This is a genomic window from Embleya sp. NPDC005971 (genome assembly GCF_040629175.1).
Lineage (GTDB): Bacteria > Actinomycetota > Actinomycetes > Streptomycetales > Streptomycetaceae > Embleya.
This window is the reverse complement of the sequence record NZ_JBEXUX010000032.1, coordinates 12,210-35,700: the sequence shown is the minus strand read 5'-3', so window position 1 is coordinate 35,700 and position 23,491 is coordinate 12,210. Positions and strand designations below refer to the sequence as shown.

The following is a 23,491-nucleotide window of genomic DNA, read 5'->3' as shown; positions in this document are numbered from 1 at the left end:
TCGTGGAGCACGTGGAAGACACCGACGCATCGACCCCGGCCGGCAAGGGCGACCCGCCGGACCGGGGTGGTCGCCCCGGCAAGAGCGAGCAGACGCGGTCTCTGATCCTGGAGACCGCGCTGCGGCTGTTCCGCGAGCGCGGCTACGACAAGACCACCATGCGGGCCATCGCCCAGGAGTCCGGCGTCTCGGTCGGCAACGCCTACTACTACTTCGGCTCCAAAGAACACCTCATCCACGGTTTCTACGATCAGGTCACCCACGAGCACGTCGACCGGTGCCGGCAGGACCTGCGCGGTGTCCGCGACTTCGGCGAGCGGCTCCAGGTGGTGCTCTCCGCGTGGTTGGACGTCGCCGAGCCCTATCACGCGTTCGCGGTGCAGTTCTTCCGCAACGCCGCGGACCCGGAGAGCCCGCTCAGCCCGTTCTCCGCCGAGTCCTATCCGATCCGCGCCCAGGTCACCACGTTGTTCGCCGAGGTGCTGCGCGGCTCCTCGCTCCGGATCGACGACGAACTCGCCGAGTTGTTGCCCGAGTTGTTGTGGCTGCACCTGATGGGCATCGTGCTCTTCTGGGTCTACGACCGCTCGCCCGATTGCGCCAAGTCGCGCGCGTTCGTCGCCCGCACCACGCCGATGGTGGAGCGGGTGATCACGCTGTCGCGATACAAGGTCTTCCGTCCGCTGGTACGCGACGCCGAACGCCTGATCCGCGACTACATCGTGCCCGAGGGCGCGGCGGCGGCCGATGCCGACGGCCCGACCGCGGCGCCCGCGGATCGCCGATAGGCCGACGGCGAGCACGCGTACAACTCGGCGAAGGCCGACCGCAGCGTCTCGGTCGTGCCGAAACCGCACCGGCGCGCGATCGCGCTCAGCGGCAGTCGGGTGGACACCAGCAGCCGGGCCGCGGCCTCGGTCCGGGTCACCCGCACATGGCGCGCCGGCGAGGTGCCCGGTTCGAGCCGGAAGAGCCGGGACAGGTGCCGGGCCCCGACGCCCACCTCGCGGGCCAGTGCGGCAGTGCTCAGGTCGGCCTCCAAGTTGCCCGTCACGTAGGCCATCGCCCGCCGCACCAGCGGATGTTCGGGGGCCGGCGCGGCCACGAACATGGACACCTGGGCCTGATTGCCCGGCCGTTGCAGATAGGTGACCAGGCCGCGCGCGGTGTGCCGGGCCAGTTCCGGGCCGTGATCCTCCTCGACGAAGGACAACGTCAGGTCGAGCGCCGCGGTCACCCCGGCCGACGTGGAGATCCGGCCGTCCCGAATGAACAGCGGGGCCGCGTCCACCGTGACGGCGGGCCGGTCGGCGGCCAGTTGCCGGGCGTACGCCCAGTGCGTGGTGGCCCGTCGGCCGTCCAGCAGCCCGGTCGCGGCCAGTACCGAGGCACCCGTGCACACCGATGCCACCCGGCGCGCCGGCCCGGCCGCGCGCCGCACATGGCCGACGAAGCGCTCGTCCCGGGCGGCCCGCTCATGGCCCTGTCCACCACAGATCAGCAGCGTGTCCACCGGGCCCACCACATGCTCCAGCGGAACGTGCGGGGTCAGCTCGAAGCCGCCGGAGCACGGCAGCGGCCGGCCGCCGAGACCGGCCAGCCGGATGTCGTACGGCGGGTCGGCGCCGAGCGTGTTGGCGGTGGCCAACGTCTCGGTGACACACGCGATGTCCAGCAGCGCGGAGTCCGGGTAGCCGACCACGATCATCCGGCGCGCGTCCGGGCGGAGGTCCATGACCCGAAAACCTAGTGTCCGAAGGACCGGGATCACAAGGATCCGGACATCGTCCTCGTGCCCCCGGCGCGCACGCGCGAGGGTCGGCCCATGACCTCATTCGCCGAGCACGACACCGCCGCTCCCGCGCCCAAGACCATCGCCTTCCTGCTGTATCCGGGCCTGACCCTGCTGGACCTGGTCGGTCCGCTGGAGGTGTTCACCAGCCTGAGCCGGTTCGGCACCGACTACGAGGTGAGCGTGGTCGGCGCGCACACCGACCCGATGCCCACCGATGCCCCGTTGCGGGTGGCCGCCGACCGCACCTTCGCCGAGGTGCCCGCGCCCTACCTGCTGTGCGTGCCCGGAGGCGAGCAGGCGACCCTGCGCGCGCTCGCCGACACCGCGCTGCTCGACTACGTGCGGACCGCGTCCGCCGCCGCGACCTGGACCACCTCGGTGTGCACGGGTTCGCTGATCCTCGGCGAGGCGGGACTGCTGGCCGGCCGCCGGGCCACCAGCCACTGGTTGTTCCGGGACCGGCTGACCGCCTTCGGTGCCGAACCGGTCGCCGAGCGCTGGGTCGAGGACGGCGACGTGATCACCGCCGCCGGCGTGTCCGCCGGCATCGACATGGCGCTGCACGTGGTCGAGCGGATCGCGGGCGCCGACGTGGCCCGCTCGATCCAATTGGGCATCGAGTACGACCCGGAGCCGCCGCAGGGCCCGATCGACTGGGCCGGCACCGACATCGCCGCGTTCGCGCCGATGGCGACCGCGATCGTCGAGGGCGCGTTGGCCGACCTCCCCGCCCTGCTGACCAAGTTGCGTTAGCTCCGCGGGCTCGGGTGTCGGCTCGACCCCACCGGGGCCGGGTCGGCCCAAGCGCATTGCATATCGTGGAGGTGTCCGCGATCTTCGCCGCGCCGCGCGCCGGCGGCGGTCGACTGCCGGCCGCCGCCCGGGCGGGTGGGGGTGCGACGATCCGGACGCCGCCCGATCGTTCGACCGAGGAGTCGCCTTGTCCGGTGTCCCGCTGTTCCCGCCCACCGACGCGCACCTGGCCGCGCAGATCGGCTTCGTCCTGGAGATCGACCGGCTCAAGGGCGTGGTCCGGCGCAACCTGATCGCGGACGCGTCGCGACGCGAGAACACCGCGGAGCACTCGTGGCACCTGGCCATGCTCGCGGGCACCCTGGCCGAGCACGCCGCGACCGAGGTGGACGTCGCGCGGGTGACCCGGATGTTGCTCATCCACGACCTGGTCGAGATCGACGCGGGCGACACCTTCTACTACGACACGGTCGCCGAGGCGGACCAGGCCGAGCGCGAGCAGCGGGGCGCGGCCCGGATCTTCGGCCTGCTGCCCGCCGAGCAGGGCAAGCAACTACAGGCGCTGTGGGAGGAATTCGAGGCCCGCGAAACCCCGGACGCCCGCTTCGCCAAGGCGGTCGACCGGTTCCAACCGTGCCTGCTCAACTTCCACACCGAGGGCGGCACCTGGCGCGAGTACGACCTCACCCGCACGGAGGTGCTGGCCAAGCAGGGCAGCACGATCGCGGACGGCTCGCCGTCGTTGTGGACCTACACGCTGGAACTGATCGACGAGGCGGTCGCCCGCGGCTACCTGCGTCCCTGACCGACGCGGCCCCCGGGCCCGATCGGCGGCGGCCGGCCCCCGTGGGGCTGCGCCGATCCGGTCCGGGGGCGAGATAGCCTGCGATCATGACCAGTGACGCATCCTTCACCACCCACGTCACGGAACGACTGGCCGCGCTGCCCGGCGTCGCGGCCGTCGCACTCGGCGGATCGCGCGCCCAGGGCACCCATCGCCCGGACAGCGACTGGGACTTCTCGGTCTACTACCGGGACGGGTTCACCCCGGACGCGGTCCGCGGCCTGGGCTGGCCGGGCGAGGTCTCCGAGTTCGGCGCGTGGGGCGGCGGGGTCTTCAACGGCGGCGCCTGGTTGACCGTCCAGGACCGGGCGGTCGACCTGCACTACCGCGAACTCGCGGACGTGCAGCGGCGGTTGGCCGATGCGCGGGAGGGCCGGTTCGAGGTCGAACGGCTGCTGTTCCACCTGGCCGGCGTGCCCACCTACCTGGTGGTGGCCGAACTCGCGGTCAACCGGGTGCTGTTCGGCGAACTGCCGCGCCCCTCCTACCCGCAGGCGCTGCGCCGGGCCGGGCACACCCGGTGGAGCGACGACGCGCGGCTGACCCTGGACTACGCGGACCGGGCGCATGCCGACCGGGGCCGTCTCACCGACGTGGCGGGCGCGATCGGCCGCGCGACCTGCGAGGCGGCACACGCGGTGTCGGCCGGCCGCGGCGAGTGGGTGACCAACGAGAAGACGCTGGTGGATCGGGCGGGCCTGCGCGGCGTCGACGAGATCGTCTCCCGGCTGACCCCCTCGACACTGTCCACCGCGATCGCCGAGACCGGCGCCCTGCTCGACGCGGCATTCACCGCGAGCCGACCCGGCTGATGCGGTGGGACGCCACGTACCGGCCGACTCGTCGGCCCTCCCACGCACCCTCGGCACGTGCCCCCGCTCGCGCTTGCCTCCCGGAACGCGACGGCGGTTTTCCGCCAGCAATGAGTTTTCCGCGAAGCAATGATTGAGCCATGAACTTGAACCTGAAGAACAAGGTCGTCGTGGTCACCGGTGGCAGCAAGGGCATCGGCCTGGCGATCGTGCGCGGCTTCGCCGAGGAGGGCGCCCGAGTGGTCGCCGGCAGCCGCACCGTCACCCCCGAACTGGCGGCGCTGCGCGAGGAGTTCGACGTACTCCCGGTGGCCGTGGACCTGACTCGCCCGGACGGTCCGGCCGAGTTGGTCCAGGTCGCCGTCGACGCGCACGGCGGGCTGGACGTACTGGTCAACAACGTCGGCACCGGCGCGCCGACCCCCTCGATCATCGAGGTCGAAGACGCCGAGTGGCGGCGGATCTTCGACATCAACCTGTTCAGCGCGGTGCGCGCGACCACGGCCGCGATGCCGGCCATCCTGGCCCGGGGCGGCGGCGCGGTGGTCACCATCAGCTCGCTGAACAGTCACCTGCCGTCCGCGTCGCTGGTGCACTACTCGGCCTCCAAGGCCGCGCTCAGCTCGTACTCGAAGTCGCTGGCCGAGCAGTTCGGCCCGCAGGGCGTGCGGGTCAACACCGTCTCGCCCGGTCCGGTGCGCACCCCGCTGTGGACCGACCCGGGGCAGTTCGCGGACCTGATGGCCGCGTCCGCCGGGACCACCGCGCAGGTGTTCATGGACGAGGTGTTGCCGCAGGCGATGGGGGTGCTCACCGGCCGCGTCTCCGAACCGCAGGAGGTCGCCGACGTGGTGCTGTTCCTGGCCTCGGAGCGGGCCGCGAACATCATGGGTGTCGACTACATCGTCGACGGTGGCATGCACAGGTCGATCTGACGCGGGGTCGATCCGACTCGGGCCGATCCGACCGTCCGTCGGGCCACCGAGGCGATGTCGGCGGCGAGGAGCGTTCCGGGCCCGAACGCTCCGAGTCCGCCGCCGTCGTCTCGGCGGCCCGCACTACGCTCGGTGGATGAGCACCGAGGATGTGGACTGGGACGACGCACACTGGCTCAACCCGCCCGCCGCGGCCCGACGGGTCGGCGCCGCGCTCGTGGTGACGCCGCACGCCGGCGCCGACTTCTGGCGACAGACCTCGTACGGCTTCACCCGGGACACCGGCAGCGCGCTGCTGACCGAACTCGCCCCGGACACCTCGGTGGAGGTGACCTTCGACGGCGACTTCGACACGCTCTACGACCAGGCCGGCCTGTTCGTCCGCGTGGACGAGCGGACCTGGGTCAAGGCCGGCGTCGAGGTCACCGACGGCGCGTTGCACGTGGGCGCCGTGGTCACCCGGGAGATGTCCGACTGGTCGATCGCGCCGGTGCCCGAGTGGGCGGGCCGGTCGGTCACCGTCCGGGTCAGCCGAGCCGGCGACGCGCTCACCATTCGGGCGCGTGCCGAGGACGACCCGTGGCGCACCATCCGACTGGCGCCGTTGGCCCGGGACGCGGATGCGTTCGCCGGGCCGTTCTGTTGCTCGCCGGAACGCGCGGGTCTGCGCGTACGTTTCACCCGCTTCGTCGTCGGGCCGGCCGACGCGGGGTTGCACGAGAACCCCTGAGCCGACCCGGCGCGCGGGTCAGGCGCCGTCCGCCGGTGGTGGGACCGTCACGCCGTATTCGCGGGCGGCGTGCAGCGCGTCTTCCAGTTCGTCCAGCGCGGGCGACAGTGCGTTCGTATCATGCGCGGCACTGGCCTCGGACAACACCGCACGAGCCTTGATCACCCGCTCGCGCACCACCCGGACGACCTCCGCCTGGTCGGTCGCCGACTTCTCGTCGTATCCAGCCGTCATCACTTCCTCATTTCCCGCAGCCCCCGCGCGAGCACCCATACACCCCTTGGTGTTCCGACCTGGGAAGCGTTTCAACCGGCTTTGGGGCGCACCGGCGCAAGAAGTACGTCAGGAAGTGTTTCGGGGAGCGTCCACCTCGACAAAAGTGCGCCCCGTCTCCCGGGCGCTCGCCCGGCCGCCGGTCAGGTCGGTCAGTCGGGCGGTGAAACGCTCCCGGTCCGGCTCCGGCACACACACGTCGATCGCCACCTCGGCGCCGTAGCGGATGTCGCGGACCTGGTGGCCGAGCCCGCGCAGGTCGTTCTCCAGCCGGCCGGCGTGGGTGTGGTCGACGTCGACGGTCAGCACCAGCATCGGCCGCAGTTCGACCACTCCCACGGTGTCCACCGCCTCGGTGACCGCCGAGCCGTACGCCCTGATCAGGCCGCCGGCGCCGAGCATGATGCCACCGAAGTAGCGGGTCACCACCGCGACCGTCTCGGTGAGTTCGCGGCGGCGGAGTACCTGGAGCATCGGCGCACCGGCCGTGCCGGACGGTTCGCCGTCGTCGTAGCCCTTTTCCTGACCGCCCGCGATCCAGGCCGAGCAGTTGTGCCGCGCGGACGGATGCAGCGCCCGGCGGCGGGCCAGGAACGCCTGCGCCGCGGCGTCGTCGCCCACGCGCGCGACGGCGCACAGGAAGCGTGAGCGACGGACCTCGATCTCGACCTCACCTTCAGACTTGATCGTGAGCAGCGGCATGACCAGGTCCTTCGGTCCGAGACGGGTTGACGACCTCACGGTATGCCCCCGGGGCGGCACTGCGGCCCGGGGGCGGGGCCGACCCGACTCGATCCCGTCGACGACGTCGTTTTGTCGATGGATCGTCATGTTCCGGCGCCGCCGAGTCGACCCGGTCGCGACCGGTTCAGGCGGCCCGCGTCGACAGCCGGGTCGACGCGGCGACGAAGGAGCGCAGCAGATTCGTCTCCTGCCCGGCGCGCCAGGCGAGCGTGACGGCCGACTCGGGCAGGCCGGTGACCGGTACGAACGCCACGTCGGGTCGCCCGTTGTAACCGGCGAACTGCGCGCAGAACAGCAGTACCCCCAGGTCGGCGGCGATCAACGACAACGCCTCCTGAAGGGTGCCGGCACCCGGTCCGTGGGTGATCTCCCGGCCACCCGGCGTGGCCGTCGGCGACTGGAGCTCGCGCCAACGCGCGGGCGCGGGGCCGGCGATGTCCACGAACAGGCACTCGGCCAACTCCTCGGCGTCCACCAGGTCCCGCGCCGCGAGCGGGTGGCGGGTGGAGACCCCGAGCACGAGCGGGTCGACGGCGATCACCGGGCCGGTGCGCAGCGCCGGGTCGACCACCGGCAGGGTCACGAACGCCGCGTCGATCTCGCCGCGCAACAGCGGGCCGAACGGATCCGACAGCGGGGTCTCGACCAGGTCGGCGCGCGCCTGGGGATGACCGGCCCGGAAGTCGCCGACCAGGTCCAGCAGGGTGCCGTAGGGCGTGCCGACGAAGCCGATCCGCAACACTCCCTCGATGCCGCGGGCGCGGGCCCGGGCCCGGTCGACCGCGTCGACCATCGCGCCGTACGCGGGCCGCACCTCGGCCAGGAACAGCTCGCCCTGCGAAGTGAGCCGGACCCGGCGGCTGTTGCGCTCGAACAGCCGGGTGCCGATCCGCTCCTCCAGTTGCCGCAACAGTTGACTGACCCGGGCCTGCGACGTGTAGAGCCGCGCGGCGGTACGGGTGAAATGCAGTTCCTCGCTCAGTACGACGAAGCACTCCAACTCGCGGAACTCCACGCTCATCCGCACTCTCCTCCCCCTCGGGCACCCCCGAAGCCGCCCACACGGGGTGCGTGCTCGGCCGGGCACCGGACTTCGACCTGCGAGCATAAGCGAGGCTTGTGCTCGCATGCGATCTTGGCCGTTGTCGGGGGCCCGGTGCGCCGGCCAGGCTGAGCGGCATGCCCAACCCAGTCGTCGACACCGCCTCCACCGCTGCGTCCGCCCCCGACCCCGGACCCCACGACGAGCCCGCTTCCGCTCCCGAGACCGCCGGCGCCCGCTCCTGGCTCGCCGTCACGACCATCGCCGCAGGCACCTTCACCGTGGTCGGCACCGAGATGCTCCCGGTCGGCCTGCTCACCCCGATCTCGCAGGGCCTGCACGTATCCGAGGGCACCACCGGCCTGGCCATGACGCCGGCCGCGGTGGTGGCCGGCCTCGCCGCGCCGCTCGTACTGGTCGCCGCCGGTCGGGTGGACCGGCGGATCGTCCTGGCGGCGATGATGCTCGTGCTGCTCGCCGCCAACACGATCAGTGCGTTGGCGCCGAACTTCGCCACCCTGCTGGTGGCCCGCCTGCTCGTGGGCGCCGCCATCGGCGGCTTCTGGGCGATCGGCGCGAGCCTGCCGGTGCGCCTGGTGCCCGCCCGATCGGTCGGCCGGGCCGCCGCGGTGATCTTCGGCGGGGTCTCGATGGCCTCGGTGATCGCGGTGCCGATCGGCACGATGATCGGCGAATGGGCCGGGTGGCGTGTCGCGTTCGCGGTGATGGCGGGGCTCGCCGCCCTCGTCCTGATCGTCCTGCTCGTGTTGTTGCCACCGCTGCCCGCCGAGCGGGCCGTGCGACCACGCGAGCTGGGCGCGCTGTTGGGTCGACGCACCGTACTCATCGGCACCGCCGGACTGGTCCTGGTGATCGCCGGCCACTTCGGCGCCTACACCTACATCCGGCCGATCCTGGAGCAGGTCGGCGACCTGGGGCCGGGACCGATCGGCGGGCTGCTGTTCGGCTACGGCGTGGCGGGTGTGCTGGGCAACTTCGTGGCCGGCGCGTACATCGGGCGCGCCGCGTACGGCACGCTCGCGGTCGCGGCCGGGCTGCTCGCCTGCTCGATGGTGCTGCTCGCGCTGTCCGGGCCCCGGACGCCGGGCACCGTGACGGCGATGCTCGTCTGGGGCCTCGCCTACGGCGCGGTACCGGTGGGCCTGCAGGCGTGGATGTCGCGGTCGGCCCCGGACGCGCCCGAGGCGGCGTCCGCGGTGTTCGTCACCGGGTTCCAGGTCGCGATCGCGCTCGGCTCGTTGCTCGGCAGCATCACGGTGGACGCCGTGGCCACGTCGGCGGTGTTGTGGTTCGGCGGTGCCCTGGCCGCGGCGACCACGTTGCTCGCCCTGACGGCGGCCCGCCGAGAGCGCGGCTGAGCGACGCCGGGCACCCGTCCGGCGCGTGCGGCCGGCCCGACACGCCGGCGGACACGTCCGATTCGTTCAAGAACGCGACCACGGGGCCGGCTAGCGTGCGGGTATGACTTCTCGTGCGTTTCGTTTCCACTTCATCGGGCTCGTGGTCGCCGACATGGCCGCGTCGCTCGCGTTCTACCGGGCGCTCGGCCTGGACATCCCCGCCGAGCACGACGCGCTCCCGCATGTCGAGGTGTCGTTGCCCGACGGGCCGCTGTTGGTGCTGGACACGGTCGAGACGGTCCGCTCGTTCGCCCCCGGGTGGACCGCGCCGACCGGCGACCACCGGGCCTCGCTGGCCTTCGCGTTCACCGATCCGGCCGACGTGGACCGGGTCTACGGCGAGCTGGTCGCGGCCGGGCACACCGGATATCTGGCGCCGTGGGACGCGTTCTGGGAGCAGCGGTACGCGGTCCTGCACGACCCGGACGGGAACGCCGTGGACCTGCTCGCGCCGCTGCCGAAGCAGGCTCCGTAGCGCGTCAGCCCGACAGCAGGGTGCGCAGCGGGACGCCGGCCAGGGCCTTGACGTCGCGGGCGAAGTGGGCCTGGTCCGCGTAGCCGGCGTCCGCGGCGACCCGGGCGGCCGGCAGCCCGCCGCGGGCCAGGTCCAGCGCGCGGTCCAGGCGCAGCACCCGGCCCAGCGTCTTGGGCCCGTAGCCGAACGCGGTGAGCGAGCGCCGGTGGAGTTGGCGCTCGCTCAGATTGACCTCGGCGGCGATCGCGGCGATGTCGGCGCCGGCCCGCAGCTCGCCGACCACCGCGTCGGCGAAGCGGGCCGCGTCGGCGTCGTGGTCGCGCAGCCGCTCGGCGGCCAGCCGTTCGAGGAAGGCGGCCGGATCGGCGGCGCCGGCGATGCGTTCGGTCAGCACCCGCACCGCGCGCTCGCCCCACACATCGGCCAGCGGGACCCGTCGATCGCGCAGCGTGTCGGCCGGCAGCCCGAACAGCGCGGGCCCGATCCCGGGCACGCAGCGCACCGCCGCGTAGCGGGCCCCCGGCGTGTTCTCGACCGCGTGCGCGAGGGTGTCGGGGCCGGCCACGATCAGTTGCTCGCCGGACCAGATCAGGTCCATGCAGCCGTCCGGCAGCACCCGTTCGGATCCGGCGACCTCGACCGTGCGGGTCCAGACGGTCAGCGGTGCCAGGCGGGAACGACGTTCGGCGTACACGGTCCCAGTATCCCCGCGGCGAAGAGCGCTACCGTTGGGGCGTCAAGGTGCACGGCTCGGACAGGGCAGGGGCTCATGGACATCGAAGAAAAGCGTGAGCGGCAGCAGCCGAAGGAATCCGCCGGCGAGGGCGTCGAGCAGGCCGATCGGGCCGCCCGTTGGGGCAAGCTGCCCGAGCGGGTCGCGGCGGCCGACCAGGTCGAGGAACTCCCGGCCGATCCGCCCAACGATCCCGAGTTCGGTCGCAACGCGGACAACGACTGGATGTTGCGCTACACGCCCTGAGGCGGCGACGCCGGCCCTTCGGGAGCCGGATGCCGAGGGTGCAGCAGCAGCGCGGTGTCCGGCGACTCGGTGTTGGCGACGCGGCGCCAACCCTGCCGGGCGTAGAAACGCAGCGCCGGTTCGGCCCGGGTCGAGGTGAGCAGCCAACACCGGCCGTCGGGCACATCCGCCGTCACCGCGTTCAGCAGCGCGGCGGCGGTGCCGGTGCCGCGGGCCAGGCCGCCGACCGCGAGTTCGTCCACCTCTCGCGCACCGCACAACCACGCCGCGGTCCGCGCCGGGCCCAGGGCCCGGGCCACGTCGCCGTACGAGCGGCTCGTGGGCATCGGTGTCGCGGTGGTCCAACCGGTCGCGAACCCGAGCACGGCGCCGGTGTGTTCGGCCACCGCGATCGCGCCCACGAAGCCCGGTCGACCGGTGTCCGCGGCGAGCCGTCGCGCGTATTCGACGGCCTGTTCCGGACCCTCGTGCCACGGCGGTTCGGCGAACGCCTCGGCGTAGACGGCTCGGATGCCGGCCGTGTACCGGGTGAGGTCGGCGGCGGTGAAGCGGCGGATGTTCGGGTTCATCCGGCCGCCCGGGTGGGTGTCGCCACGGGGTGCAGGCACGCGTACTCCAGGGGTGCGGACGGGTCGATGGACACGTCGAGCGGAGCAGGCGCCTTGCCGGCCCGGATCAGCAGGTCGCCGACGGCGGCGATCATCGCGCCGTTGTCGGTGCACAGCCGGGGCGGCGGCACCCGCAGCGTGATGCCCGCCGCGGCGCAGCGTTCGGCCGCGAGCGAGCGCACCCGGGAGTTGGCCGCGACCCCGCCGACCACGACCAGGGTGCGCACGTCGTGCGCGGTGCACGCGGCGACGGCCTTGCTGGTCAGTACGTCGGCCACCGCCTCCTGGAGCGCGGCGGCGCCGTCGGCGACCGGCAACGTGCCGCCGCCGGCCCGCGAGCGCTCGGCCCAGCGGGCGGCGGCGGACTTGAGGCCGGAGAAGGAGAACGCGTACGGGTCGTCGCGCGGGCCGGTGAGTCCGCGCGGGAAGGCGACGGCGTTCGGGTCGCCCTCGCGCGCGGCCCGGTCGATCGCCGGTCCGCCCGGGTAGGGCAGGCCGAACACCCGGGCCACCTTGTCGAAACACTCGCCCGCCGCGTCGTCGAGGGTGTCGCCGAGGTGGACGATCGGGTCGCGGGCGAAGTCGCGCACGAGCAGCAGCGAGGTGTGGCCGCCGGAGACGATCAGCACCACGCACGGGTCGGGCAACGGGCCGTGTTCGAGGGTGTCGGCCGCGACGTGTCCGGCCAGGTGGTGCACGCCGTACAGGGGCACGTCCAGCGCGAGCGCGAAGCCCTTGGCGGCGGCCACGCCGACCTGGAGAGCGGTGGCCAGGCCGGGTCCGGTGGTCACCGCGACCGCGCCGATGTCGCGCCGACGCAGCCCGGCCGAGTCCAGTGCGGCCCGCACGGTGGGGGTGAGCGCGTGCACGTGGGCGCGGGCCGCGATCTCCGGCACCACGCCGCCGAATCGGGCGTGCTCGGCCATGCTCGTGGCCACCGCGTGGCCGAGCAGCCGGCCGTCCCGGACCAGGCCGACGCCGGTCTCGTCGCAGGACGATTCGATGCCGAGGACGATGGGTGAAGCGGTCATGGCACGAGCTTAGTTGCCGGCACCCGGCAGTTGCGTACTACTGGCAACAGCCGCGAGGATCCGGGCCCGCGCCGCCCGGGCCCGCTGGACCAACCGCTCGTCGCGGATGACCTCGTCGTCGTCCTCGTCCGGCCCGGGCGCCCGTTCGCGACGGTCGATGATCGAGTCCAGGGCGGGCAGGATCGGCGCCGCCGCCGCGCCCATGTCCCCGAGCAGGCGGTAGACGAACGATCCGTAGACGTCGGCCTCCAACAACTGCGGCAGCGCCGCGAGCAGGACCGGCAGGGCGGCCTCCCCGGCGTGCCGCCACAGCGGAACCAGGACCGGCCCGTAGGTCCGGGTCGGGTCCGCCGCCAGCGACCACAGTTCGGCGGAGTGGCGTGCGTTCAGGCCGCCGTGGTCCACGAGCCAGTCGAGCAGGACCACGGCCTGACGTGGACGTCGGACCGCGGGTCCGAGCGCGTCCAGGCGAGCCTCCGCGAGCGCGCGGTCGCCGGTGATCCGGATCAGCGCCAGGGCCACGTGCCGCTCGGGGGCGTCGGCGGCCAGGCGTTCGAGCAGCGGTACGGCATCGCCGGCCGCCGGGCCGAACTCGCCCAGCAGTTGCGCGAGCCGGCCGCGCGGCCAGGTGTGCGCCTCGACGCTCGTCACGTCGGCCAACGCCGCGATCAGCGCGGGCACCGCCGCGGCCGCGCCCGGTAGGCCGGGGTTCAGTGCGGCCAGCGCCGCGGGCAGCAGGCAGCCGCGCTCGCGGAGCGAGCGTACGCAGGCGGCGGCGTCGTGCCCGGCCAACCGGCCGAGTGCGGCGTCGCGCAGGGGAGCCGACGGGTCGTCGGCGAAGCCGGCCGCGGCCCGCGCCAGTCCGGGGTGCGTCGTGTCCGTGGCCGTCGTGGCCAGCACCGCGCGCACCGTCGGCAGGGCCCGGCGATCGCCCTCCCGGGCCAGGGCGGCGGCGGCCGGCAGGCCCACGATCGCATCCGCGGTCAGTCGCGCGAGCGCGTTCGCGGCGCTGCGGGTGGCGTGGGTGGAACGGCCGATCGTGTGCACCGCGGCCGCTCGTACGTCCGGGTCCGGGTGGTCGAGCGCGTGCCCGAGGGCCGGCCACAGTCGGGCCGGTCCGGCCCGCCAGGTGCGGATCGCCTGGTACCCGAACCCGATGCCCACCCGCGCCGTCGCCGGGTCCGGGGAACGAATCAGCAGGTCGGCCCACAGGTACCAGTCGGCCTCGGCACGCCCGCCGCGCACCAGCGCGGAGGCCAACAACTCGGCCGCGGTCCACCGGACCCGCGAACCCGGGCCGGCCAGCCGGTCGGCCCAGGCCAGGGCACCCCGGATCACCCGCTCCCAGGTGTCGTGCCGCTCGGGTGCGCACAGCGCGAGCGCCGCCAGCCCCGCGCGCAGCCGCACGGCGGGGTCCGGGTGCTCGCGCAGGTGCTCCGCCAGATCCAGTCGGGCGGCGTCCGCGTCCCGAGCCCAGCGGCCGAGCGCGGCCTCCACGAGCGCCAAGCCGGCCACCGGGTCGGCGGGCGGCTCGTACGCCGCGCGCAGCGCCCGGTCGAGATCGACGTGTGCGAGCAGCCAGGCGGCGGCGCGGCGGACCCGTTCGTCGGGGTCGGTCGACAGGTGCGCGGCCACGTCGGCGGCGGCCGGCCACCGCTCGCCGTCGTGGCCGACGTCGGTCAACAACGTCAGGGCGCGCAGCCGGACTGCCGCGTCCGGGTCCGCGGTGCGCGCGAACATCTCGCGAGCCGTCGGGCCGTCGCGGTCGGCCTCGATCGCTCGGTGCGCCGCGTCCCCGTAGCCGAAGCGGGGTGCGTCGTGCCCGGCCCGGCTCGACGGCGCGGTGCTCGGGCGAGGTTGCGGGTCGGTCGGCTCGGCGGCCGGCGTCGGGGCGGTCACGCGCCCGGGCGGTCGCCGCCCTTTCGGTTCGTGGTGTGCGTGGTCTTCGCCAGGTTCGTCATGGCGGCGATGGTGCTCGATCGGGTCCGCGCGGCGCAACCGCTTTCCCGGCCGTCGCGCGGTCGGCGACGACGGTTCGCGACTGCTGGGGGCAGTGCGCAATCGTTCCGAAATCCTTGACAACACCTGTCAGGGACACCTTCGTACGTTGGCCACATGGACTACGACCACATCGTGATCACCGGCGCCCGGGAACACAATCTCAAGGGCGTGTCGCTGCGCATCCCGAAGAACCGGATCGTCGTCTTCACCGGCGTGTCCGGTTCGGGCAAGTCGTCGATCGTCTTCGACACCATCGCGGTCGAGTCGCAGCGGCAACTCGCCGAGACGTTCACCACGTTCATCCGCAACCGGCTGCCCAAGCACGAGCGGCCCACGGCGGACACGATCGAGAACCTGTCGACCGCGATCGTGGTCGACCAGCGCCCGGTCGGCGGCAACTCGCGGTCCACGGTGGGCACGATGACCGACATCCACCCGCTGCTGCGGGTGCTGTTCTCCCGGCACGGCACACCCGGGGCCGGGCCCGCCAACCACTACTCGTTCAACGACCCGAACGGCATGTGCCCGACCTGCGAGGGGCTGGGGCGCACCGTCCGACTGGACCTGGACGCGCTGCTCGACCCGTCCCTGGCGATCCGCGAGGGCGCGATCCGACACCCGGGGTTCGCGGTGGGCGGCTGGCAGTGGCAGTTGTACGCGAACCACGACCTCTACCCCACCGACGTCCCGGTCCGCGAGTTCACCGACGAGCAGTGGCGACTGTTCCTGTACGGCACCGGCGCCAAGGTGGAGATCGTCAACAGCAACGGCCGGCACCACATCGACTACGAGGGGCTGGTGGACCGGTTCAACCGGCTCTACCTCAACCGCGACACCTCCGCGCTGGCCGAGCGGAGCCGCGAGACGATCGCCCGGTTCGTCGCCGAGGGGGCGTGCCCGGACTGCGCGGGTGCCCGACTGAACGAGGCGGCGCGCGCGTCGCTGATCGAGGGGCAATCGTTGTCGGACTACGCGGCGATGGAGATCGGCGACCTGGTCGGGGTGCTCACCGGGTTGGCCGACCCGGTCGCCCGCCGGGTGGCTCGCCCCGCGGCGCTCGCGCTGGAGCGGATCGTCGCGATCGGGCTCGGCTATCTGCACCTGGATCGGCCCACCTCGACGGTGTCCGGCGGTGAGGGGCAGCGGCTGAAGATGGTGCGCTACCTGGGGTCGAGCCTGACCGGGATGACGTACATCTTCGACGAGCCGAGCGTGGGGCTGCATCCGCGCGACGTGGTGCGGCTGGGTGATCTGCTCACCCGGCTGCGGGACAAGGGCAACACCGTGCTGGTGGTCGAGCACGATCCGGACGTGATCGCGATCGCCGACCATGTCGTGGACGTCGGGCCCGGGGCGGGTATCCACGGCGGCACCGTCACGTTCGAGGGCAGCTTCGCCGAGTTGCGCGTGTCGGATTCGCCGACCGGGCGGGCGCTGCGCCGGGCCGGCCCGCTCAAGCCGGACTTTCGCCGGCCCACCGGCGTGCTGGAGATTCGCGGCGCGAACCTGCACAACCTGCGCGACGTGGACGTGGACATCCCCACCGGCGTGCTCACCGTGGTCACCGGGGTGGCCGGTTCCGGCAAGAGCACGCTGATCTCGGACGTCCTGGTCGCGGCACACCCGACGGCGGTGGTGGTCGACCAGTCGGGCGTGGGGATCTCCTCCCGCTCGACGCCGGCGAGCTATGTCGGGGTGGCGGACCCGCTGCGCAGGTTGTTCGCGAAGGCCAACGGCGTGGATCCGGGGCTGTTCTCGTTCAACTCGCTGGGCGGCTGCCCGCAATGCCAGGGGCGTGGCGTGGTGCGCACCGACATGGCCTTCATGGATCCGGTGACCACCCGTTGTACGGCGTGCGCGGGGCGGCGGTTTCGCGACGAGGTCCTGGCGTACTCGCTGCGCGGCAGGTCGATCGTGGACGTGCTGGCGTTGACCGCCGAGGAGGCGATCGACTACTTCGTCGAGGAGGCGCTGCGCACTCGGGTGCGGTCGCTGGCCTCGGTCGGCCTGGGCTATCTGACCCTGGGACAACCATTGAGTTCGCTCTCCGGCGGCGAGTTGCAGCGGCTCAAGCTGGCGAGCGAGCTGCACAAGACGGGCAGCGTGTACATCCTCGACGAGCCGACCACGGGCCTGCACATGTCCGACGTGGACACCCTGATCCGGCTGCTGGATCGGCTCGTGGACGCGGGCAACACGGTGGTGGTGGTCGAACACAACCTGGACGTGGTCAAGCGCGCCGACCACGTGGTCGACCTGGGCCCCGGTGGCGGCAAGCACGGTGGCACGGTCGTCTTCGCGGGCACGCCGGCCGAGTTGGTCAAGGCGGAGGACTCGGCGACCGCCGAGTTCCTGCGGGCGGCGTTGGCCTGCGCCGAACGGGCCCGGACGGCCTGACCGACTCCGGCCCGCGCCGCGCGATCCGCCGCCCGCACGGTCCGCCGCTCGCGAACCGGCGAGCGGCGGACCCTCGGTGGGCGCCCGGGTCAGCGGCCGAGTCCGCGATACCGTCGCACCGACAGCGGCGCGAAGACGGCGATCAGCACGAGCGGCCAGCCGAAGGCCATCAGGATCGTGTGATCGGCGACCCAGCCGCCGCCGGACCAGCCGGGATTGCCGAACAGTTCGCGGCCGGCGCCCGCGCTCGCGGAGAGCGGGTTCCACTCGGCCACCGTGCCCAGCCAACCCGGCATCGTGTCGGGCGAGACGAACACGTTGGACAGGAAGCCCAGCGGCCAGACCAGGATCTGCAGGACCGCGACCGACTCGGGCCCCTTGGCGCGCAGCGCCAGGTAGATGCCCAGCCACAACACCGCGAGCCGCAACATCAGCAACATCGCGACGGCGAGCGCCGCTCGCGCGGGCCCCTCGTGCCACCGCCAACCCACCGCGAGTCCGCAGCAGATCAGCACCGCCAGCCCGACGGCGGCGTGCACCATGTCGGCGAGCACCCGCCCGCCGACCACGGCCGAGTGCGACATCGGCATCGACCGGAATCGGTCGGTGACCCCGCGCGCCGCGTCGCCGGCGACCGCGGTGAAGGTGGATTCGATTCCGAAGACCATCGTCATCGCGAACATGCCCGGCAACAGGAACTCGCGGTAGTCACCACCGCCCGGCACGTCCATCCCGCCGCCGAACAGGTAGCCGAACATCAGCACCATCAGCACCGGGAACAGCAGCCCGACCAGCACCGGCGCGGGCTGCCTGGCCCAGTGCGCGAAGGTACGGCGGGTCAGCGTCCAAGTGTCCGGGAGGGCCCGGCGCAGCGCGGCGCTCATGCCGCCACCTCCTTCGCGTCGCCCGTGTCGGGTCTGCCCGCCCGGCGCGACCCGTGCGCGCGCTCGACCGGTCGTTCGTCCCGGCGCACGCCGGTGATGGTCAGGAAGACCTCGTCCAGGGTGGGTCGGCGCAGCGCGATGTCCTCGGCCTCGATGCCGGCGTCGTGCAGTGCCCGCACGGTGGCGGTGAGCGCACTCACCCGGTCGGTGATCGCGATGCCCACTCGGCGCTCGTCCGCCCGGACCTCCGGGTTGCCGTTGCCGACGCCGGCCAGGATCGTCGCCGCGGCGCTCAGGTCGAGCGGTTCGCGGACCACCACGTCGATCCGGTCGCCGCCGAGTCGGGACTTGAGCTCGGTGGGCGTGCCGCGGGCGATCACCCGGCCGTGGTCGACCACCGAGATGGTGTCCGCGAGCCGATCCGCCTCCTCCAGGTATTGCGTGGTCAGCAGCACGGTCGTGCCGCCCGCGACCAGTTCGCGCACCGCCTCCCACACCTCGGTGCGGCCCCGCGGGTCGAGCCCGGTGGTCGGCTCGTCCAGGAAGAGCACCTCGGGTGCCTGGATCAGCGACGCGGCCAGGTCCAGCCGGCGACGCATGCCGCCCGAGTAGGTGGTCACCGCGCGCTCGGCGACGTCGGTCAGCGCGAACCGCGCCAACAACTCGTCCGCCCGGGCCCGGGCCGCGCGGGCGCCCAGGCGGTACAGCCGGCCGAACATCTCCAGGTTCTGCCGTCCGCCGAGCACCTCGTCCAATGCGGCGTACTGCCCGAGCAGCCCGATCCGGGTGCGCACCCGCGCCGCGTCTCGCAGCACGTCGAATCCGGCCACCTCGGCCCGTCCGCCGTCCGGACCCAGCAGCGTGGTCAGGATCCGCACCGCCGTGGTCTTGCCCGCGCCGTTGGGGCCGAGCAGCCCGTGCACCGTGCCGGTCGGCACCTCCAGATCGAATCCGTCCAGCGCCCGGGTGGCGCCGCGCGTCTTGGTCACACCTTCGGCGGAGATCGCCAGTGGCATGTGGGCCCCTTCGTGTGTCGCCCGTCGCGTTCGATCGAACCGCACGGGAAGGCGTTCGCGAGCCGACTCCGTACAAGATACGAAGTTGTCTCGTACGCCGTACCGTACGTCATACGGAGTTGGCGCGCAAGAACTTCCGAGGGCTTGCGGCGCCGTTCGATCAGCCCTTCGATCAGCCCTTCGATCAGCCGGTCGATCAAGCTTGTCGATCAACTCCGGATGACGTACCGTACGCTCTACGGAGTTTTCGGGAGAAGGTACGTACGTGGCACGAGAGAAGAGTGGGCGCGCCGATCCGGCCCGCACCCTCGCGTTGTTGTGGCGCACCGGCGAGGGACCCACCCGCGGCCCCAAGCAGGGGCTCACCGTGGATCGCATCGTGCGGGCGGCCGTGGAGATCGCCGACGCCGACGGGATCGGCGCGCTGTCCATGCGCGCGGTCGCCGAGCGACTCGGCGTGGGCACCATGTCGCTGTACACCTACGTGCCGGGCAAGGCCGAACTGCTGCACGTCATGTTCGACACCGTGCTCGGCGAGTCCGCACTGCCCGACGCGGCCGGGCTCGACTGGCGCACCGCGCTGGAACGGCACGCGCGCGCCGACCACGCGCTCGCCCAGCGGCATCCGTGGGTGGTGCAACTGTGGGGCCCCGGCCTGCTGTTGATGGGCCCGCGGGTCACCGCCCGGGCCGATTCGGCGCTGCGCACCGTCGCCGATCTCGGCCTCACCGAGGCCGAGATGACCCACGTCGTCGGGCTCGTCGACGCGTACGTCCGCGGCATCACCCAGGTCGCCGTCGACGTCAATCGGGACGCGGTCACCAGCGGCGTGGGCTACGAGGACTGGTGGGCGGAGAGCACGCCGTATCTGGAACGGCTCATCCAACCCGCCCGTTTCCCCACCCTCACCCGGGTCTGGGCCGCCGGCAGCTACGAGGAGGCCCCCGACGCGGGCTTCGAGTTCGGCCTGGGTCTGGTCCTGGACGGCATCGAGACCCTGATCCGCTCGCGCCGGCCCGCACCGGCCGTCGCCCCGGCGCAATCCCCCGCACCGCAGGAGTAGCGAACATCGACACCCGCAGCACGCACGCCCCGACCGACCTGATCCGGCACGCCGCCACCTTCGCGCCGGCCGACCCGCCCCGCGCCGGCGCCGTCGCGTTCTGGCCGCACGCCGACGGCACCGACACCGTCACCGTGCTCGACGCCGACGGCGCCGAGCAGGTCCACCCCGCCGTCCTGGTGCCGGTCGCCGACGCGGTCCGGCTGCTCTCCCGGGCCCGCCGGACCGCCGACGCCCACCCGGCCGCCGCGTTCTGGGGGGCGGCCACCGTGCTCGCCCTGCAATTGGTGGCCCGCGGCCGGATGTTGCCCGGCCTTTCTCCCGGCGACCACGACGCGTGGCGGGCCGGGCCGCTGGACGCCGCCGACGTGGAGCGGGTGCGGGCGCTCGCCGACGCGATGCCGGGTGAGGCCCGGGCGATGCCGACGGGGGGCGGCGCGTTGTTGCCGGAGGCGGCGCCGTTGATCCGCGCCTTCCTGGACGCGGTCGCCGACACGATGCCGCGCACCGCCGCCGCGCCGCGGGGCGGGCTCGCCGGCGCGTTCGCCGCCACCGACCCGCACCGGCTGCCCGAGTTGCGCTCCTGGTCGGATCGAATCGCCGCCGACGTCGACACCGGCGTACGGATCTCGTTGCGGCTGGAGACGCACGACATCGAACACGCGCCGTTCCGGGCGATCGTCCAGGTGCACTCGCTCGCCGATCCGAGCGCGGTGATCGACGCGGACACCCTGTGGACCGGCACCGACCCGCGCTTCGGCGAACGGGCCCGGCTGGACGTGCTGCTCGCGCTGCGTCGGGCCGCCCGGGTGTGGCCCGCGCTGGAGCCGCTGTTGAACGCCGGCGTGCCGGACCGGGTGGTGGTCGGCGACGACGACCTCGGCGCGCTGCTCGGCGCCGCCACCGCGCGCCTGGCCGCGGCGGGGGTCGAGGTGCACTGGCCGCGCGACCTGGTGCGCGATCTCACCGCCCGGGCCGTGGTCGGCGCGCACGACGGGCCGCCCGGCGACCTGCGCGCCTTCCTCGGCGGCGACACCCCACTCGGCTTCGACTGGCAACTCGCCCTGGGAGAGCAGGTGTTGACCGCCGCCGAGATGCACGCGCTGGCCGAGTCGCACCGACCCGTGGTGCGCCTGCGCGACCGGTGGGTGCTGGTCGACCCGGCCCTGATCGCCAAGGCCCGCAACCGCTCGATCAAGCCGCTCACCCCGATCGAGGCGCTCACCGCGGCGCTGACCGGCGGCATCGAGGTGGCCGGCAAGCGCATCGAGGTGGGCACCTCGGCGTGGCTGGACGAATTGCGCGAGCGGCTCGCCGATCCGGACGGCGGTGCCGAGCCGATCGCCGCACCCAAGGCGCTCGCCGCGACCCTGCGCGACTACCAACTGCGCGGCCTGCGCTGGCTGGACCGGATGACCTCGCTGGGTCTGGGCGGTTGCCTGGCCGACGACATGGGCCTGGGCAAGACCGTCACGCTGATCGCGCTGCACCTGCACCGGCGGGCCGCGGCGCTCGACGGCGCCGACCCGGCCGGCCCGGCGCCGACCCTGGTGGTCTGCCCGGCATCGCTGCTGGGCAACTGGCAGCGGGAGATCGAGCGCTTCGCGCCGGGCACGCCGGTGCGCCGCTTCCACAGCACCGGCCGCACCCTGGACGACCTCGTCGACGGCTTCGTGCTCACCACCTACGGCACGATGCGCCTGGACCGGGCGCGGCTGGCCGACGTGGCGTGGGGCCTGGTGGTCGCGGACGAGGCGCAACACGTCAAGAACCACACCTCGGGCACCGCCAAGGCGCTGCGCACGATCCCCGCGCAGGCGCGGATCGCGCTCACCGGCACCCCGGTGGAGAACCGGCTGTCCGAGTTGTGGGCGATCCTGGACTGGACCACCCCCGGCCTGCTCGGCGGCCTGGCCGCGTTCCGCCGTCGCTGGGTCAAGCCGGTCGAGGCCGATCGGGACGGTCCCACGGCCGAGCGACTGGGCCGACTGATCGCGCCGTTCCTGCTCCGCCGGCGCAAGAGCGATCCGGGCATCGCGCCGGAACTGCCCGCCAAGACCGAAACCGACCAGCCGGTGTCGCTCACCCGCGAGCAGGCCGGCCTGTACGAGGCGGCGGTGCGCGAGGCGATGGCCGAACTGCGGGAGAGCACCGGCATGGCCCGGCGTGGGCACATCATCGGCCTGCTCACCGGGCTCAAGCAGATCTGCAACCACCCCGCGCAATACCTCAAGGAACCCGAGCCCCGCCTCGACGGTCGCTCCGGCAAGCTCGAACTGCTCGACGAGTTGCTCGACACGATCCTCGCCGAGGACGGCTCGGTCCTGGTCTTCACCCAGTACGTCACGATGGCCCGGCTGCTGGCCAAGCACCTGGACGGGCGCGGCATCGGCAACCAACTCCTGCACGGCGGCACCGCGCCGACCCGCCGCGACGCCCTGGTGGCCCGTTTCCAGGACGGCGCGGTACCGGTGTTCCTGCTCTCGCTCAAGGCCGCCGGCACCGGGCTCAACCTCACCCGGGCCGACCATGTCGTGCACTACGACCGCTGGTGGAATCCGGCCGTCGAGGAACAGGCCACCGACCGCGCGTACCGGATCGGCCAGACCCGGCCGGTCCAGGTGCACCGCTTCATCGCCGAAGGCACCATCGAGGACCGGATCGCCGCGATGTTGCGCGACAAGCGGGCGCTGGCCGACTCGGTGCTCACCGGCGGCGAGGCCGCACTCACCGAACTCTCCGACACCGAACTCGCGAACCTGGTCGAGCTCAGGAGCAGCCGATGACCACCGAACCGGCCCGCGTCTTCCCCGCGTTCGCCCCACGCCGCAGCCGCGGTGCCAGGGGCACCACCTGGTGGGGCCACGCCTGGACCGACGCCCTGGAGGAGGCCGCGCTCTCCGGCGAGCCGCTGCGCAAGGGGCGCGCGTACGCCGGCTCCGGTCGGGTCGGCCCGATCACCGTCGGCCCGGGCCGGATCGCCGCGTCCGTGCACGACGCGGACGGGTCGCAGTACGAGACGGCCGTGCACATCGAGCGGCTCACCGACGCGCGGTGGGATCGTTTCCTCGACCAGGTGGCCGCCAAGTCCGGGCATCTGGCCGCGCTCCTGGACCGGGACATGCCGCAGGAGCTGGTCGCGGCGGCCGAGGACGCGGACGTACCGCTGCTCCCGGGCATCGGCGATCTGGATCCGGATTGCGACTGCCCGGACTGGGAGTTGCCCTGCCGACATGCCGCCGCGCTGTGCTACCAGGCGGCCTGGCTGCTGGACGCCGACCCGTTCGTGTTGTTGCTGCTCCGCGGGCGGGGCGAACGGGCGTTCCTGGACGGCCTGCGCGCGCGGGACCCGGGCACCCGGGCACCCGGCTCGCCGGCCACCGCGCCGGGCGTCGCCGCCCGGGAGGCCTACCGCCCGGTCGACCCGTTGCCCGCCGACCCGCCGCCGGTGCCGGACACCGTGCCGTCGGTGCGGATCACGCCGCCGCCCGGGATCCCGGCGGGCGCCCTGGAGTCGCTCGTCGCCCGAGCCGCCCACCGGGCCCGCGAGTTGCTCGACGAGCGCGGTTCGGGCCCGGTAGGGGGTCCGCGCCGGGCATGAGGGGATTGCCCGGCCCAAAGATGGGGTCGGGTTCCGATATCGCGCCGATTAGCTTGAGGACAGTCCTGTGGTGATCGTCCGCCGGCA

General features: G+C 73.2%; 23 protein-coding genes. 13 read left to right on the top strand and 10 right to left on the bottom strand.

What is annotated here, in order from left to right; all coding sequences use genetic code 11:
- Positions 1–2: 2 nt before the first annotated feature.
- On the top strand, positions 3–788 hold the full coding sequence (locus tag ABZ374_RS26305) for a TetR family transcriptional regulator (protein ID WP_360315164.1): 786 nt from the start codon (positions 3–5) through the stop codon (positions 786–788).
- Here the strand turns inward: ABZ374_RS26305 and ABZ374_RS26300 are convergent.
- Positions 716–1,735: a DJ-1/PfpI family protein gene (locus ABZ374_RS26300; RefSeq protein WP_360315162.1), complete on the bottom strand. Its 1,020-nt coding sequence runs from the start codon at positions 1,733–1,735 to the stop codon at positions 716–718. The two genes, ABZ374_RS26305 and ABZ374_RS26300, sit on opposite strands and share 73 nt — an antisense overlap.
- Before the next feature lie 90 nt (positions 1,736–1,825).
- On the opposite strand from ABZ374_RS26300, the gene ABZ374_RS26295 reads away from it, so the two are divergent.
- The 5 genes from ABZ374_RS26295 to ABZ374_RS26275 all read left to right on the top strand — a co-directional run bounded on the left by ABZ374_RS26295 (position 1,826) and on the right by ABZ374_RS26275 (position 5,869).
- Positions 1,826–2,548, top strand: a complete 723-nt coding sequence (locus ABZ374_RS26295) for a DJ-1/PfpI family protein (protein ID WP_360315160.1) — start codon at positions 1,826–1,828, stop codon at positions 2,546–2,548.
- A 187-nt stretch (positions 2,549–2,735) separates the two neighbouring features.
- The gene (locus ABZ374_RS26290) at positions 2,736–3,353 is read left to right on the top strand and encodes an HD domain-containing protein (protein ID WP_360315158.1); all 618 of its coding nucleotides are present in this window, start codon (positions 2,736–2,738) and stop codon (positions 3,351–3,353) included.
- An 86-nt stretch (positions 3,354–3,439) separates the two neighbouring features.
- The gene (locus ABZ374_RS26285) at positions 3,440–4,204 is read left to right on the top strand and encodes a nucleotidyltransferase domain-containing protein (RefSeq protein WP_360315156.1); all 765 of its coding nucleotides are present in this window, start codon (positions 3,440–3,442) and stop codon (positions 4,202–4,204) included.
- 140 nt (positions 4,205–4,344) lie between these two features.
- Positions 4,345–5,139 (top strand): oxidoreductase, encoded by a 795-nt coding sequence (locus ABZ374_RS26280; protein ID WP_360315154.1) that lies wholly within the window; start codon positions 4,345–4,347, stop codon positions 5,137–5,139.
- Positions 5,140–5,275: 136 nt separating this feature from the next.
- The gene (locus ABZ374_RS26275; RefSeq protein ID WP_360315152.1) at positions 5,276–5,869 is read left to right on the top strand and encodes a DUF1349 domain-containing protein; all 594 of its coding nucleotides are present in this window, start codon (positions 5,276–5,278) and stop codon (positions 5,867–5,869) included.
- An 18-nt stretch (positions 5,870–5,887) separates the two neighbouring features.
- On the opposite strand, the gene ABZ374_RS26270 is transcribed toward ABZ374_RS26275, so the two are convergent.
- The 3 genes from ABZ374_RS26270 to ABZ374_RS26260 all read right to left on the bottom strand — a co-directional run bounded on the left by ABZ374_RS26270 (position 5,888) and on the right by ABZ374_RS26260 (position 7,907).
- The gene (locus tag ABZ374_RS26270) at positions 5,888–6,103 is read right to left on the bottom strand and encodes a hypothetical protein (protein ID WP_360315150.1); all 216 of its coding nucleotides are present in this window, start codon (positions 6,101–6,103) and stop codon (positions 5,888–5,890) included.
- Between the two features lie 108 nt (positions 6,104–6,211).
- Positions 6,212–6,844: a YigZ family protein gene (locus ABZ374_RS26265; RefSeq protein ID WP_360315148.1), complete on the bottom strand. Its 633-nt coding sequence runs from the start codon at positions 6,842–6,844 to the stop codon at positions 6,212–6,214.
- A gap of 166 nt (positions 6,845–7,010) precedes the next feature.
- Complete coding sequence (locus ABZ374_RS26260; protein ID WP_360315146.1) at positions 7,011–7,907, bottom strand: LysR substrate-binding domain-containing protein; 897 nt, start codon at positions 7,905–7,907, stop codon at positions 7,011–7,013.
- Between the two features lie 158 nt (positions 7,908–8,065).
- Between ABZ374_RS26260 and ABZ374_RS26255 the strand changes: the two genes are divergently transcribed.
- Together ABZ374_RS26255 and ABZ374_RS26250 are read left to right on the top strand one after the other, a co-directional pair.
- Positions 8,066–9,307, top strand: a complete 1,242-nt coding sequence (locus ABZ374_RS26255; protein WP_360315144.1) for an MFS transporter — start codon at positions 8,066–8,068, stop codon at positions 9,305–9,307.
- Positions 9,308–9,410: 103 nt separating this feature from the next.
- The gene (locus ABZ374_RS26250) at positions 9,411–9,824 is read left to right on the top strand and encodes a VOC family protein (RefSeq protein ID WP_360315142.1); all 414 of its coding nucleotides are present in this window, start codon (positions 9,411–9,413) and stop codon (positions 9,822–9,824) included.
- A 4-nt stretch (positions 9,825–9,828) separates the two neighbouring features.
- Here ABZ374_RS26250 and ABZ374_RS26245 read toward each other — a convergent pair whose 3' ends face one another.
- Positions 9,829–10,518, bottom strand: a complete 690-nt coding sequence (locus ABZ374_RS26245; RefSeq protein ID WP_360315140.1) for a helix-turn-helix domain-containing protein — start codon at positions 10,516–10,518, stop codon at positions 9,829–9,831.
- 75 nt (positions 10,519–10,593) lie between these two features.
- Between ABZ374_RS26245 and ABZ374_RS26240 the strand changes: the two genes are divergently transcribed.
- Positions 10,594–10,803: a hypothetical protein gene (locus tag ABZ374_RS26240; RefSeq protein WP_360315138.1), complete on the top strand. Its 210-nt coding sequence runs from the start codon at positions 10,594–10,596 to the stop codon at positions 10,801–10,803.
- Here the strand turns inward: ABZ374_RS26240 and ABZ374_RS26235 are convergent.
- The 3 genes from ABZ374_RS26235 to ABZ374_RS26225 are packed head-to-tail and all read right to left on the bottom strand — an operon-like array spanning position 10,791 to position 14,341.
- The gene (locus tag ABZ374_RS26235) at positions 10,791–11,372 is read right to left on the bottom strand and encodes a GNAT family N-acetyltransferase (protein WP_360315286.1); all 582 of its coding nucleotides are present in this window, start codon (positions 11,370–11,372) and stop codon (positions 10,791–10,793) included. The genes ABZ374_RS26240 and ABZ374_RS26235 overlap by 13 nt on opposite strands.
- A complete protein-coding gene (gene tsaD / locus ABZ374_RS26230; protein ID WP_360315136.1) occupies positions 11,369–12,442 on the bottom strand; it encodes a tRNA (adenosine(37)-N6)-threonylcarbamoyltransferase complex transferase subunit TsaD in 1,074 nt (357 codons plus the stop codon). The genes ABZ374_RS26235 and tsaD overlap by 4 nt, the downstream gene beginning before the upstream one ends.
- Positions 12,443–12,451: 9 nt before the next feature.
- Entirely contained in the window at positions 12,452–14,341 is a 1,890-nt protein-coding gene (locus tag ABZ374_RS26225) for a hypothetical protein (RefSeq protein ID WP_360315134.1), read from the bottom strand.
- A gap of 216 nt (positions 14,342–14,557) precedes the next feature.
- Here ABZ374_RS26225 and ABZ374_RS26220 point away from each other — a divergent pair, with 216 nt between their 5' ends.
- The gene (locus tag ABZ374_RS26220) at positions 14,558–16,840 is read left to right on the top strand and encodes an excinuclease ABC subunit UvrA (RefSeq protein ID WP_360315132.1); all 2,283 of its coding nucleotides are present in this window, start codon (positions 14,558–14,560) and stop codon (positions 16,838–16,840) included.
- Positions 16,841–16,929: 89 nt separating this feature from the next.
- On the opposite strand, the gene ABZ374_RS26215 is transcribed toward ABZ374_RS26220, so the two are convergent.
- Together ABZ374_RS26215 and ABZ374_RS26210 are read right to left on the bottom strand one after the other, a co-directional pair.
- Positions 16,930–17,724: an ABC transporter permease gene (locus ABZ374_RS26215; protein WP_360315130.1), complete on the bottom strand. Its 795-nt coding sequence runs from the start codon at positions 17,722–17,724 to the stop codon at positions 16,930–16,932.
- Positions 17,721–18,740 (bottom strand): ATP-binding cassette domain-containing protein, encoded by a 1,020-nt coding sequence (locus ABZ374_RS26210; RefSeq protein WP_360315128.1) that lies wholly within the window; start codon positions 18,738–18,740, stop codon positions 17,721–17,723. The genes ABZ374_RS26215 and ABZ374_RS26210 overlap by 4 nt, the downstream gene beginning before the upstream one ends.
- 265 nt (positions 18,741–19,005) lie before the next feature.
- Here ABZ374_RS26210 and ABZ374_RS26205 point away from each other — a divergent pair, with 265 nt between their 5' ends.
- Genes ABZ374_RS26205 through ABZ374_RS26195 form a run of 3 tightly spaced genes read left to right on the top strand, consistent with a single transcriptional unit; the run spans position 19,006 to position 23,404 of the window.
- A complete protein-coding gene (locus tag ABZ374_RS26205; protein WP_360315126.1) occupies positions 19,006–19,803 on the top strand; it encodes a TetR/AcrR family transcriptional regulator in 798 nt (265 codons plus the stop codon).
- Positions 19,804–19,808: 5 nt separating this feature from the next.
- Positions 19,809–22,589 carry a DEAD/DEAH box helicase gene (locus tag ABZ374_RS26200; protein ID WP_360315284.1) on the top strand — a complete coding sequence of 927 codons (2,781 nt, stop codon included), beginning with the start codon at positions 19,809–19,811 and terminating at the stop codon, positions 22,587–22,589.
- The gene (locus ABZ374_RS26195; protein ID WP_360315124.1) at positions 22,586–23,404 is read left to right on the top strand and encodes an SWIM zinc finger family protein; all 819 of its coding nucleotides are present in this window, start codon (positions 22,586–22,588) and stop codon (positions 23,402–23,404) included. The genes ABZ374_RS26200 and ABZ374_RS26195 overlap by 4 nt, the downstream gene beginning before the upstream one ends.
- Positions 23,405–23,491: the final 87 nt, after the last annotated feature.